Raw genomic sequence first — 13,525 nt, 5'->3', positions numbered from 1 at the left:
CCCCTACTAAGAGGTAGGTTTCCCACGTGTTACTCACCCGTTCGCCACTCCTTGTATAGTTCTACGTCAGTATTGAGCAAGCTCTCTAAATCAGTAGAACGACAAGGCGTTCGACTTGCATGTATTAGGCACGCCGCCAGCGTTTATCCTGAGCCAGGATCAAACTCTCATTTTGAGAATTTGAGTAGTACTCAAATTATGTTGTTGTTTAACAGATGTTAAACGAATTTACTAGCGAATTGACTTCGCAAATGTTTGCACCACATACGTGGTGACCCTACACATTTGTTATATCGAAACGATATTCAGTTTTCAATGATCTACCGTCGTTTTTTGAAGTGGTAACCTCAAGCGACAACTTATTTATAATATCAAAAATAAAAGTTGTTGTCAACACTATTTTTGATATTATTTTTTATCAACGTTGAATTGCATCAACCGTCGACAACTCTTAATACTATACAGACAGTCTTTCAGTATGTCAACCCTTTATAAAACTAAATAAAAAAAGCCACCCATTTAAGGTGACTTCTAGTTCATTATTATTTCATAGTTGGGAACAAAACGACATCACGAATCGATTTTGCGTCAGTTAATAGCATAACCAACCGATCAATTCCAACACCTAATCCACCAGTAGGTGGCATTCCATATTCTAGGGCTTCAACAAAATCTTCATCAATTCCTTCAGCTTCGTCATTACCAGCTGCCCGCTCAGCCACTTGAGCTTCAAAACGACTACGTTGATCAATTGGATCATTCAATTCTGTAAAGGCATTAGCATATTCGCCGCCTAGAATAAACAGTTCAAAACGATCGGTAAAGCGATCATCTTCAGCGTTCTTCTTTGCCAAAGGTGACACTTCCACTGGATGGCCGTAGACAAAGGTAGGTTCTTGAATTGTTTTTTCAACAAACTCTTCAAAGAAACTATTGATAATATGTCCAACACCCCAATAGTCTTCATATGACACGTGATGGTCATCTGCTAATTTACGAGCCTCTGCTACAGTCATTGGTTGCCAAAAATCAATTCCTGTCTTTTCCTTAATCAAGTCAACCATATGCTTACGGGCAAATGGCTTGGTTAAGTCAACTGTTTGACCATCATAAGTAACTTTCAAATCAGGAGCCACAACTTTAGCTGCTGCCTTAAAGATGTTTTCCGTCTCAGTCATTACATCCTCAAAATTCCAATAGGCTGCATATGATTCCATAACTGTAAATTCTGGATTGTGCTTAGGGTCCATACCTTCATTTCGAAAGACACGCCCAATCTCATAGACACGTTCCATACCACCAACAATTAAACGCTTCAAATGTAATTCTAGTGCAATGCGCAAGTACATATCCATATCTAAAGCATTATGGTGGGTAACAAATGGGCGTGCTGCTGCCCCACCGGCTTCATTTTGCAACATAGGTGTTTCAACTTCAATAAAGCCGTCATTATCCATGTATTGTCGAATAGCTGTAATGATTCGTGATCGTTGATAGAAACGCGTATAGGCTTCTTCATTGGAAATCAAATCCAAGTATCTTTGCCGATATTTTGTTTCAATATCGGTTAAACCATGGAATTTATCCGGCAAAGGACGTAAAGCCTTAGCCAAATGGGTAATTTTTTGCACATTAACGGATAGCTCACCCGCTCGCGTCTTCATTACATACCCTTCAAAGCCAAGTATGTCCCCTAGATCTGACTTCTTAAACCACTCATATGCTTCTTCACCAACCACAGGTTTTTGAATGAAGACTTGAATGCGCCCCGTACGATCTTTAATATCTGCAAAGCTAATTTTGCCTGACCGCCGCTTCGTCATCATACGCCCAGCAATTTTAACTGGCACTTGGTCCTGCTCTAACTGTTCAGCATCTGTATCATCAAATGTGGCATGTAACTGTGCTGCCGTATGCGTACGCTCAAAACGATGACCAAATGGGTCAATACCAGCCGACCGCATTTCATCCGCTTTTTGACGGCGTGCAATCATTTGGTCATTCAATGACTCTTGTTGGTTTGCCATACTCTTTATCCTGCCCCTTTTTCAAAAAATTATAAAATCAGTCCTTCTTAGTTTGCCAATCCTACCCACATTTTGCAAGGTTTAATCGTGTTGTTCTTCAACTGACTTAATAATACTTGTTAATTCAGCCTGATCAAATCTAATCTGCTTCCCTGTAAAACGATCTTCCACTTGTACGCCGTGATCATCAGCTAGCATCTCTTTTAGTTGCTCTAGCGGTAATGTCTTAAGCATCCGCGCATACTGCGCCTTAGTTAACTCGGGGTAAAGAGTAACGTCAGTACTACTCAAGGCTTTTATTTGGTCCTTACCAAACAGTTTATTCAACAAAGCAAGCGGCTCATGTTCACGCTCTAAAATAGATGCAATTGAAGGGAATGATTCTAACCGACTCTCTAATGCTGCAAGTTCTTCATCCGTCGCATCTGGTAGTGTCGACACCATAAATCCACCTGCTGCCTTAATTGTGTGGTCATCATTAATATCGACTGAAACAGCAACAGCGGAAGGGATTTGTTCAGACTTAGCCATATAATAGGTGATATCATCACCAATTTCTCCCGTTGCTAGTTGAACTTTCCCTGTAAAGGGTTCCGTATCTTCACCCATTTCTTTGGTCACTGTTAGATAACCATTAGTTCCTACAGCCGCAGCTACATCCTCACTGCCATCAGCCTTCTTAGGCAATGTCACCTGTGGATTCGTCACATAACCGCGGACCTGACCTTCAGCAGATGTCTCTACAACAATTTTACCCGCTGGGCCACCCCCATCAATGGTCATTGCTAGGCGTTCCTGATCTTTTAATAAAGCATTTGCCAACAAAAGGCCACCCAATAAAGCACGACCTAAGATAGTTATCGCTAGGGTCGAAGCATCGTGATATTTAGCTACTTGATTCATCATTTGCGTTGCATCTACTGAAATGGCACGAAAATTGCCGTTCTTCGTCACTGCACGAACTAATTTATCTGTCATGTTATCTCCTAATACATACCTTTTAAAGTTATTGGTCCTTACTATTATAACGCATTCGTATTCACATACAAAAAAGCCGACCTAACTAAGGTCGACTTCTATGCCACTCATTTATTAGTAAACAAACTATACTTGATCAGGCCCGTTTTCACTGTCTGGATCAAGTGCACTATCATCTGGCTCCAAGACTTCAGCCTTTGAGTGATCAGCAACAGCATCCTTTTCCTCACTTGTGAGTTTTTGGTTTGCCGCTTGCTTAGCCTCCTCATATGACATTGGCTTGGCATCATCATGTGTAGAGGTAGTCCCTGCTGGCATATGCCCAGTTTCAAACAAGCTTAAGATCTGCTTCTCATCCAAAGTCTCATATTCTAATAAGGCCTTAGCAATAGCTTCATGCTTATCATGATATTGAGCAATAATTGAAATCGCTGTGTTATAACCTTCAGAAGTTAACTTTCGCACCTCATCATCAATCAGTGCAGCCGTCTTTTCTGAGTAAGTTAAACCATCGCGTCCCATGTAAGCTGTATTGGCATTTTCTAGTTCAACCATACCCAACTTTTCTGACATTCCATACTGTGTCACCATCGAACGCGCGATTTGCGTTGCTTGCTCAAAGTCATTAGAAGCCCCAGAAGATTGTTGTTCCCACATATACATCTCAGCCGCACGGCCACCCATCAAACCAGCAATTTGATCCTTGGCATCCGACTTTGACATCAACATTTGATCTTCACGTGGTAGCATAATGGCATATCCACCTGCCCGACCACGCGGTACAATCGTCACCTTATGAACAACCCGGGCGTCATTGAGGACTAAGCCAACAATGGCATGACCAGCCTCATGATAAGCAACCACTTCACGTTCCTTAGCTGAAACAACCCGATCCTTCTTTGCTGGTCCAGCAATGACCCGATCTTCAGCTTCATCAACGTCACTAGCATTAATCGTTGTGTGATCCTGTCGAGCAGCTAAAAGAGCAGCCTCATTCAACAAGTTCTCCAAGTCAGCACCCACAAAACCAGGTGTTTGCTTAGCAACTTCCTTCAAATCAACATCACTATCCAAAGGCTTGTTTTTTGCATGCACCTTAAGAATCGCCTCACGTCCCTTAACATCAGGACGACCAACCAAGATTTTACGGTCGAACCGACCTGGCCGCAGGAGGGCGGGATCTAAGACATCAGAACGGTTAGTTGCTGCCATAACAATAACCCCTTCAGTACCGGAGAAGCCATCCATCTCAACTAACATTTGATTCAATGTTTGCTCACGTTCGTCATTTCCGCCACCCATTCCTGAGCCACGCTTACGACCAACCGCATCAATCTCATCAATAAAGATGATTGATGGTGCAACTTTTTTCGCATTTTCAAACAGATCACGGACACGACTGGCACCTACACCAACAAACATCTCAACAAAATCAGAACCTGAAATTGAAAAGAATGGTACCTGGGCTTCACCTGCAACCGCTTTTGCTAGCAGGGTTTTACCAGTTCCAGGAGGGCCCTCAAGTAGAACCCCCGATGGGATACGAGCGCCTAAACGTGAGAACTTTTTGGGATCCTTCAAAAACTCAACAACCTCAACCAGTTCTTGTTTCTCCTCTTCGGCACCAGCAACATCCTTAAACCGCACCTTGTTTTCACTAGGATCAGCCGGCTTAGCCTTAGACTTACCAACGCCCATGATACCGCCACCGCGGCCGCCCTGGCCACCACCTTGGTTCATTCCTCTAAACATCATATAGAACAAACCAATCATCAACACAATTGGTAAGAATGAAACCAACATTGTGCTCCAGAAATTAGAAGGCTCAGGTTGAGTTGTAATTTCTGTATTCGACTTATTAGCTGCCTTTTGTACGTCAGCAATCACCTCATCACTGGCGACAACTTGCGTCTTAAAGTTCTTACTTTTACTTGGCTTGGTCTCTAAAATCTGAGGTATCACAAGCCCCTGCTTATCTTTATCATCTGACTTACTATTTGCTTGAGGCTTACGGTACTCACCACTAATCTGGTAAACCCCAGCGCCAGGTTGAATCGTCAGATTCTTCACTTTCTTATCGCGCAATTCTGTCATAAACTCTGACGTTGACGTATTCTTGGTCGTGGCAACCTGATTTGGTCCAGCGACCCAATAAATCAGTCCCAGGAATCCCAATACTACGACAACATAAAAGAGACTATTTCGAACAAAATTGCCACCATTACGTGGATTTTTCATCTAGTCCTCCTGTAAGGGCATTTAATACCACTTACGTCTTCTTTACTTTTTACTGACACTACCTTAATGCTCTGAAGTCACATCAACTACATTGACATGTTCTGGATCATAAACTTCTTGCTTCAAAATCCCCACATAAGGCAGATTTCGGTATAACTGCTTATAGTCCAAACCATACCCAACAACAAAGGCTTTTGGTACATCAAAGCCAATATAATCAACCTTGGCATCAACGACACGCCCGTCCTTCTTGTCTAAGAGGCTAGCTACTTTAATGGAAGCCGCACCTCGTTTAACTAGCAAGTCCTTCATAAACTGTAAGGAACGACCAGTATCGACGATATCTTCCATAATAATAACGTCACGATCCTTGATATCAGTCTGTAAGTCTACTACCAAATCTACCATTCCTGAAGAGGCAACACCTCCGTGATAACTGGACACGTCAATAAATTCAACTTCAGCGTATTGCATATAACGCATAACATCGACCGTCCATAAAACCGCACCTTTCAGTACTGAAATAATTACTGGTGTGCGACCTGCATAATCCTGTGCCAATTGCTGACCCACTCGTTTAGCAGCCTGAGCAATGTCCTCTTGACTATACAAGACACGTTCAATGTCATTGTTCATGTCGTCTTGCGTCATGTTTGTTCTGTCTCCTAAAAATATAATTCACCCATTATTACACAGCATTAAGCCTAACATAATTAACCCTAATTGTTTAGTCCTTATACCAAAAACCACCCCTTTAATTGGTTGATTTTCGAAGACGTAATTGATGGCCTAGCCGCTCTAGTTGCCATCCATGGGCTAAACTGACTTGTCCACTTGCAACGTGCTCGTTTTTCATTAAGGTAATCACTTGACTTAGCTGTCGATCTTTAACGGAAACTAAGCCCTGCTGATCCAACCAGGTTTGCAAGATAAGGATCAATACATCTTTTGGTAACTGCCAATCTAGCTGTCCAGCCTCCAAACGACTAACCTGTCGTTCTAATTCAGCCTGCATGAGGTAACGTTGACCAGCTATTTGATCACTTAAATCGAGAATATGTTGATCAGCTTGTTGGTTAATCGTCCTTAGTACCGGTAAAACTGCATGCCGCAAGCGATTGCGGGCATAGTGTTGGTCTTGATTCGTCGGATCCTCAATCCACTGCTGAATTGAACCATCAGATAGTATAGAAAGTTTATCTTTAGGCAGGCATAAAAAGGGCCGTACTAAGGTTAAGCCCGATCTACGCACCTGTTTTTCAGCCATCCCTTCTAACTGTTCAAGTCGGCTTCCCCGAATAAGCTTGTATAAAATCGTCTCTACTTGGTCGCCCTGGTGATGAGCCGTAACCATTATATTGGCTCCGACCCGGTTAGCAATTTGCTCTAAAGCTTGATAGCGTCGGTCACGCGCTTGCTCTTCGATTGCCGTCTTTGGGACCTGTTCCCATTCCAAACGTTTAATCGTCCGTGTTTCCAACCTCGATATTTTTGCAAACTGTCCACGCACAAACTCTTCTTCTGCTTGTGAATCTGATCGTAACTGATGATTAATATAAGCAGCACTTACCGTCGGCTGAATATCTGCTGGTAAATAACCATTAGTCAACCAGTTTAGTAAATATAAAGAATCTGCCCCGCCAGATACCGCAACTAAGACATGATCATTGGCATTAAATAACTGTCTTTCCCTCACGTGACGCACCATATTGGCCCGTATTACTTTTGCTTTTACCATTCTATTTCCCAATTTAAAAAGGCCGAGTTTTGCCTCGACCCTTGTCTTTCCTCATATTAGTCAGGCAAATTAAAGATTACTTCACCCTCTTTAGAATACATCCGCTGCTTACGTAGGACCCTTTGCAAATATTCATCACTATGTAAATCTTTTACCTGCTGACTAAGATCAGCATGATTTGATTCAGCTTGGTCTAAATTCTTTGTTACTTCGGCAACACTTTGCTTAGCTAAAGCGTTGCGTTCATATTGCACGTGAAAATTAACCATAGCAAAAATGGTGATGACAATCATAAAAGCAGCACAACACCATTGGCGACGACGATGAATCGCCTGCTGGTAATGGACTTCTTTTTGTCGAAAATCAATTTCTTTTTTTCCGGCCACATTTAATGCTTGAATATTCGATTGTTTTTTCCAATTTTCCATGCTGCCAGGCCCTCATTTACTACACAACAGTTACAAGGTCTACTCTACATAAGTTTGAAAGGAATCTTAATCAGATTCATAACATCTTAACCATTTCTATAAAAATTCACCTGATTTCGCTTAGTCAGCTTGTGGATACGTTTCATCTAAAATGGTATACAGCTCGGTCGATTCATCTTTCTTAGTTGTTTCTAGAATCCGCTCAATCCGAATTTTCATGGTTTTATTACCAAAACGAATGGTCAATTCATCACCAGTTTTAACTACACTAGATGATTTAGCTACCTTGCCATTAATATCAACACGGCCTTGATCAGCGATCTCCTTAGCAACACTCCGACGCTTAATTAAACGAGCCACTTTCAAAAATTTATCTACACGCATTTTACGCTCCTCTATCTATTTTCTGTTTTAACCAGGCCCCTTTGGGCAAAGCTAACCACTCATCTTCGGTAAAAATCCGCAACTTAACTGCCATAAACAAAAAAGTCAACAAACCTACCAAGACCGCAACAACTACTGTAAGCATACTCCCTAATCGTGTCCAACCAAAGACAAGGCCACATAACCAGGTGATTAAAAACGCACTTATGAAAACCCCTGCGGCAACTAATCCTACGTTATAAAACCATTTGCCCGAAAATCCAGTTTTAAAAAAAGACTTAGGCGTTTTAATAATAACAAACAACAAAAAGGGTAAAAGGGCAACAACTGAACTCAAGGCTGCTCCGTCAATTCCCATTAACCGAATTAAAAAACTATTAGCGACCACTTTTAAAATAATTGTGACACCAACGTACCAGGTTAGTCCCTGAGCTTGATTAATACTTTGTAACACACTGGACAGGACTGTCAACAAACTAGCAGGTAAAATCATCAAAACATACCAGCTTAAAGTACCACTACCTTCAGCAGAGGCAAATAACATGGTATTAAGTGCCGGCATAATGGCCACCAGTCCAACCACTGCCATGATACTAAAGACAAGGGATAGTCGCACCGTTAATCGAAAATTTCGACGAACCAAGGACTCCTTTTGATTCAACCAGTGTACCCTTAAATTCGGTAACAGAGCTGTTCCTATCCCGGTGGCAACCACCATTCCTAACTGAACAATCGGCTGTCCACGATCATAAACACCTTTGGTATACTCAGCCTGTGTGCTAGTGTAACCAATGACTTCCAATAACCGTTTAACCATAAACGAATCTACCAATTGAAGAAAAATCAGCAATGCCGCCAACAGCGCAAGTAAGCTGCCCTCTGTCCATAAACGATAGGCCAACCGCTTCCAAGATAATTGAGGATTGGCTTGGACTGTCCTACTAATTAATAACTTGGGTTTCATGTGAAACACTAAATAAGCCATGGCACCAACACCAGCTAATGTTGCCGCAAAAGTAGCCCAGGTCCCTATGCGATAAACAGACCAATCTGCTTGTATGCCATACCATGCAATCAATAAAATCCAGCTCACTCGAATCACTTGTTCTATGACCTGCGAAAAAGCAGTCGGCAACATATCTAACTGCCCTTGTGTATAGCCACGCCCAACGGCTAGAAATGGAATTAGAAGAAAAAGCCACGCCACTGCTTGAATTTCCGCAGTTAATCTAATATCACTCATCCCCTGAGCAATATACTCAGCTCCAAAGTATAAGCCGGTGAATAAAATAACCCCAACTACACTTAATAAGACTAATAAACGCTGGGCAATCACCCGTTGTGCTTGAATAGTTTCTTGCTCAGCGATGACCTTGGAGATGAACAAAGGCCAGCCAGTTAAGGCTAAAACCATTCCAATACCATAAAGCGGATAAACCTGCTGATAAACATAAAATCCCTGATTACCAACAATATTTTGAAAAGGTACCCGGTAAACGGCGCTTAAAATCTTAGCAATTAACCCAGCTGCAGCTAAGACGCCAGCTCCGGCTAACATTTTTTGCTTTTTCATCATTTACTCCATTGTAGACTGCTCTGGTGCCAACTGATTCAACACCTGCGTTAACTGATGTAACCAAGCAGCCGGTGTATCTTTAGGCTGGATAGGTATCACTAGGGATACGTTGCGGCTTACCTTTACCTGTCCGCGTACTTTTAGTTCCGTTAAGACTGCCTGAAGTTCTTGACTCGTAACCCATTCATCAGCAAAGGTTACCAGCAAAGTATTAGTTGCTGCATCTCGTTTGATCATAGTGACACCGGCTCGATCGGCTGCTGCCTTCAACCGTCCAACTAAGACTAAGTGTTGTGCTGCCAATGGTAATTCACCAAATCGATCCAATAAATCGTCTTCTATTTCGTCAAACTGTGCTGCTTTCGTGGCTCGCCTTACCCGCTGATAAAGATCAATCTTTTGTGGTCCATCTGCCACATAATCTTGCGGTAGGTAAGCTTCTACTTGCAAGTTCAATTCTGCATCTGTCCGCTTCTTTTTCTCAGTCTGCTGGCCCTGCTTCGCCGCAACTGCTTCCTTTAGCATCTGCATATACAAATCATAGCCCACTGTGTTAATAAACCCATGTTGGCTTTGTCCTAACAAGTCTCCAGCACCACGAATGGAAAGGTCACGCATGGCGATTTTAAACCCAGACCCTAATTCAGTGAAGTCACGAATGGCGGATAATCTCTTCTCGCTCTCCTCATTTAACGTGCGCGTACCAGGATAGGTAAAGTAAGCATAAGCCAAATTATTTGACCGACCAACCCGGCCTCGCAATTGATAAAGCTGTGATAACCCCATATGATCGGCATTTTCAACCACTAAGGTATTCGCATTGGGAATATCAACCCCAGTTTCAATAATTGTCGTTGTCACCAAAACATCATATTCGCCATTGATAAAGTCAACTAGAATACCTTCTAATTGGGCCTCCGACATTTTACCGTGCACGTAGGCAACCCGTGCATTAGGAACCAAGGACTCTAGCATTGCTACGACTTTTTCAATATCCTCAACCCGATTATGCAGGTAGAAGGTCTGACCACCACGGTCCATTTCACGTTCAATCGCGTTCGCAATGGTACGTCCATTTTGCTCCATCACATAGGTTTGAATAGGGTAGCGATTAGCTGGTGCCGTTTCAATGACCGACAAATCACGTACACCAACCATCGCCATATTTAAAGTGCGTGGAATTGGAGTCGCCGTTAGCGTCAGAACATCAACATTCTTTTGTAATTCTTTCAATCGTTCTTTATGTTTAACCCCAAACCGTTGTTCCTCATCGACGATTAACAATCCCAAGTCGGCAAAAGCTACATCCTTAGAAAGCAAGCGATGAGTCCCAATAACAATATCAATCTCATGATTTTTCAAGGCCGCTATCATTTGCCGGTGTTCTTTTGTCGACTGAAAGCGAGACATAATCCCAATCCTAGCCCCAAAACCTTCAAAGCGATTAACAAAGGAATCAAAATGTTGTTGAGCCAAGATCGTGGTTGGAACTAACATGGCCACTTGCTTCCCATCATGTACCGCTTTAAAGGCCGCTCGCATTGCAACTTCCGTTTTTCCAAAGCCTACATCACCAACTAACAGGCGGTCCATCGGCCGTTGCTTTTCCATATCCGCCTTTATTTCACGAGCAGACCGTAATTGATCTGCCGTTTCTGGATAAGGAAAAGCTTCCTCAAATGCCGCTTGCGCCTCGTCATCCTTAGAAAATGCATAGCCCTTTTTAAGCTCTCGTTCTGCATACAGATCAAGTAAGTCATCGGCAATATCTTCAACCTTTTTAGCTACCTTGGCCTTCGTCTTTTGCCATTCAGTACCACCAAGTTTATTAATCCGTGGTGCCCGTTCGCCAGCACCAACATACTTTTGTACAAGGTCAAGTTGACTAACCGGGATAAATATCTTGGCATCTTTCTGGTAGGCAATCGTAATGTAATCCTGCTTAACCCCATTTTGTTCAATGGTTTCCATGCCCTCATAAAGACCAATTCCATGATTAATGTGAACCACATAATCACCCGGTTTGAGTTCATCATAACTTTTAATCCGTTCAGCATTGGTTAACGTTTGCCGTTTTGGCGCTTTACGCCTTACCTGTTGAAAAAGCTCTCTTTCCGTTAAGACCACTAATTTTTGTGCTGGCCACTCAAAGCCTGCACTCATTGGCAAAACAGCGACCTGTGTTCGCCCAATCTTCAAATCATCTGCACTTGTTTCATTAACTTGAATTGAAAAATCAGTCAGCGTCTGTGTAAGTTTTGCTGCTCGTTCTTTCGTATTGGCTAAGAATAACACTGTATAGCCTTGCTTTTGCCAGCGTTGTACTTCCCCCTGTAACATCGGCATTTGACCAAAAAATTGCTGGGCTGGTCGTACAGTTACATTGGTTAACGTTGACTGCTTTAAATTACCAATACTCCGTTGGAGGGGCGTACTAAATAGACTCGTTTGAGGGGCCTGTTTAGCCAGATTAGCTAAGCTAAAACCAAAATCAATATCTGGTAATACTTTTTGATTGGCTAACTTCGCCTCCCACCACGCTGAATCTTCCTTAGCCATTTGTTCCGCATTTTCCAGGGACCGTGGATAATCATCAAAGACAACGAGACCATCCTTAGGCAAATAATCCAATAAACTGGCCGGGTTTGGATACAAGTAGCGTAGATACTGCCTAATTTCAGGTGTTAAAACTCCTTGTTCTAAATTAGCCAATAAGGGTTGTAACCCTTCTGTTAGATGGCGCTTATCAGCACCTACCAATTGGTCGCGCGCCTTGGTCATCGCCAATTCTAAACGTGTCTTAGCAGCTTGTATCTGATCTGGCTTAGCCACTAAGTCCGTTGCCGGCAAAATGGTGATTTCCTTGAGACTAGCTATACTTCGCTGGCTTTCAATATCAAACGTACGTAACGAATCTAATTCAGTATCAAAAAAATCCATTCTAACCGGAGCTTCAGCATTAAGCGGATATACATCCACTATTGACCCACGCAGAGCATATTCACCAGGCTGCTCAACAGCAGCATTGCGTCGATACCCCATTGTTTGTAATCGCTCTTGTAGCGCTTGCAATTCATAATCATGGTCAAAATCAATCGTATACGCTGCCCGAGCAAACTCACTAACTGGTGGCAAATAGCACTCTAAACCAGAAACTGACGTTACTACCACTGCCTGGTCATCTGATAAAAGAGCACGGAGCGCTTCTACCCTGGCTAGCGGTACATCAAGTGACGTTACTGCAACTTCGCTAGCTAACGTTTCTTGCCCTGTAAAAACCCGAATATGCTGCTCTGGCAACAAACTTGCTAAATCTTCCGCTAAAAGATCCGCATGATATTGACTATCAGCTACGACCAATAGGGGGGCTTTTCTAGTTTGTTGTAAGGCAGCTAAATAAGCCGTACGCGCGCTCCCCGATAACCCGGTGACAACATGACGTCCATTTTCCGCTTGGGCTAATTGCGGGATTAACTCTTTAATCTCCGGTTCTTGTGCCACCATTTCTGTTAAACGCATCTAAGGCCTCCTTCCTAGGATTAGTTAAAGCGATTCATTAACGTTGCCATATCATCCCCAGTCGCAAAATCTTCAAATACTTGGACTGCCTTATTAACGCCCATTTGCAACGCATCTTCCTCATCAGGACCGAATTTTCCTAATACGTAATCAATGACAGCTTGTTTACTATGCTTAGGATGGGAAATACCAAACTTCAACCGATTAAATTCATGTGTATTTAAATGACTGGCAATACTCCTAATCCCATTGTGCCCACCGGCATAGCCCTTGGCTTTTAGTCTCAATTTCCCCAAGGTCATATCCATATCATCGTGTACAACCAAAACATCAGCTAAATCTAAATGATAATAGTCCATCAGTGGACGAACTGCTCGACCAGAATCATTCATGAAAGTCGTTGGCTTAACTAACAATACCTTTTCTCCCTCATACCACCAAGTAGCAACAAAAGCATGGTGAGCACCATCTTGGGTAAAGGTTAAATCGTATTTATCAGCTAAAGCATCCATACAAATAAATCCTATATTATGTCGAGTTCGTGAATATTCACGCCCCAAGTTTCCCAATCCTACAATCATTTTCATAAGTTTTACATCTTCTTTCTTGAATGCACGAAAGGGGCAGAACCGCCCAG

10 protein-coding genes and 1 rRNA gene are annotated in these 13,525 nt (G+C 42.6%); all 11 read right to left on the bottom strand.

The genetic code is table 11. The features are described from left to right. Positions 1-175 (bottom strand): 16S ribosomal RNA (locus tag G414_RS0106945); the annotation flags it as partial. 367 nt (positions 176-542) lie between these two features. Further along, on the bottom strand, positions 543-2,027 hold the full coding sequence (gene lysS, locus G414_RS0106940; protein ID WP_022792091.1) for a lysine--tRNA ligase: 1,485 nt from the start codon (positions 2,025-2,027) through the stop codon (positions 543-545). A gap of 81 nt (positions 2,028-2,108) precedes the next feature. Then, a complete protein-coding gene (hslO, locus tag G414_RS0106935; RefSeq protein WP_022792090.1) occupies positions 2,109-3,005 on the bottom strand; it encodes an Hsp33 family molecular chaperone HslO in 897 nt (298 codons plus the stop codon). Positions 3,006-3,131: 126 nt separating this feature from the next. Then, a complete protein-coding gene (gene ftsH / locus G414_RS0106930; protein ID WP_022792089.1) occupies positions 3,132-5,243 on the bottom strand; it encodes an ATP-dependent zinc metalloprotease FtsH in 2,112 nt (703 codons plus the stop codon). A gap of 63 nt (positions 5,244-5,306) precedes the next feature. Continuing rightward, positions 5,307-5,879: a hypoxanthine phosphoribosyltransferase gene (hpt, locus tag G414_RS0106925; RefSeq protein WP_040761695.1), complete on the bottom strand. Its 573-nt coding sequence runs from the start codon at positions 5,877-5,879 to the stop codon at positions 5,307-5,309. A 118-nt stretch (positions 5,880-5,997) separates the two neighbouring features. Beyond that, the gene (tilS, locus tag G414_RS0106920; RefSeq protein ID WP_022792087.1) at positions 5,998-6,981 is read right to left on the bottom strand and encodes a tRNA lysidine(34) synthetase TilS; all 984 of its coding nucleotides are present in this window, start codon (positions 6,979-6,981) and stop codon (positions 5,998-6,000) included. Positions 6,982-7,037: 56 nt separating this feature from the next. Beyond that, positions 7,038-7,409, bottom strand: a complete 372-nt coding sequence (locus G414_RS0106915) for an FtsB family cell division protein (protein ID WP_022792086.1) — start codon at positions 7,407-7,409, stop codon at positions 7,038-7,040. Between the two features lie 120 nt (positions 7,410-7,529). Then, a complete protein-coding gene (locus G414_RS0106910) occupies positions 7,530-7,793 on the bottom strand; it encodes an RNA-binding S4 domain-containing protein (protein WP_022792085.1) in 264 nt (87 codons plus the stop codon). Position 7,794: 1 nt separating this feature from the next. After that, positions 7,795-9,366, bottom strand: a complete 1,572-nt coding sequence (locus tag G414_RS0106905) for a polysaccharide biosynthesis protein (protein WP_022792084.1) — start codon at positions 9,364-9,366, stop codon at positions 7,795-7,797. A 3-nt stretch (positions 9,367-9,369) separates the two neighbouring features. Beyond that, positions 9,370-12,888, bottom strand: coding sequence for a transcription-repair coupling factor (gene mfd, locus G414_RS0106900; RefSeq protein ID WP_022792083.1), 3,519 nt, complete (start codon positions 12,886-12,888; stop codon positions 9,370-9,372). Between the two features lie 20 nt (positions 12,889-12,908). Then, positions 12,909-13,475: an aminoacyl-tRNA hydrolase gene (gene pth, locus G414_RS0106895; protein WP_022792082.1), complete on the bottom strand. Its 567-nt coding sequence runs from the start codon at positions 13,473-13,475 to the stop codon at positions 12,909-12,911. Positions 13,476-13,525 lie beyond the last annotated feature (50 nt).

This window comes from Weissella halotolerans DSM 20190 (genome assembly GCF_000420365.1).
Classification (GTDB): domain Bacteria; phylum Bacillota; class Bacilli; order Lactobacillales; family Lactobacillaceae; genus Weissella; species Weissella halotolerans.
This window is presented reverse-complemented; position numbering and strand designations above follow the sequence as displayed.

Coding starts and splice junctions, on each gene's coding strand:
- lysS (WP_022792091.1), bottom strand. CDS start 2,027: ATGGCAAACCAACAAGAGTCATTGAATGACCAAATGATTGCACGCCGT.
- hslO (WP_022792090.1), bottom strand. CDS start 3,005: ATGACAGATAAATTAGTTCGTGCAGTGACGAAGAACGGCAATTTTCGT.
- ftsH (WP_022792089.1), bottom strand. CDS start 5,243: ATGAAAAATCCACGTAATGGTGGCAATTTTGTTCGAAATAGTCTCTTT.
- hpt (WP_040761695.1), bottom strand. CDS start 5,879: ATGAACAATGACATTGAACGTGTCTTGTATAGTCAAGAGGACATTGCT.
- tilS (WP_022792087.1), bottom strand. CDS start 6,981: ATGGTAAAAGCAAAAGTAATACGGGCCAATATGGTGCGTCACGTGAGG.
- G414_RS0106915 (WP_022792086.1), bottom strand. CDS start 7,409: ATGGAAAATTGGAAAAAACAATCGAATATTCAAGCATTAAATGTGGCC.
- G414_RS0106910 (WP_022792085.1), bottom strand. CDS start 7,793: ATGCGTGTAGATAAATTTTTGAAAGTGGCTCGTTTAATTAAGCGTCGG.
- G414_RS0106905 (WP_022792084.1), bottom strand. CDS start 9,366: ATGAAAAAGCAAAAAATGTTAGCCGGAGCTGGCGTCTTAGCTGCAGCT.
- mfd (WP_022792083.1), bottom strand. CDS start 12,888: ATGCGTTTAACAGAAATGGTGGCACAAGAACCGGAGATTAAAGAGTTA.
- pth (WP_022792082.1), bottom strand. CDS start 13,475: ATGAAAATGATTGTAGGATTGGGAAACTTGGGGCGTGAATATTCACGA.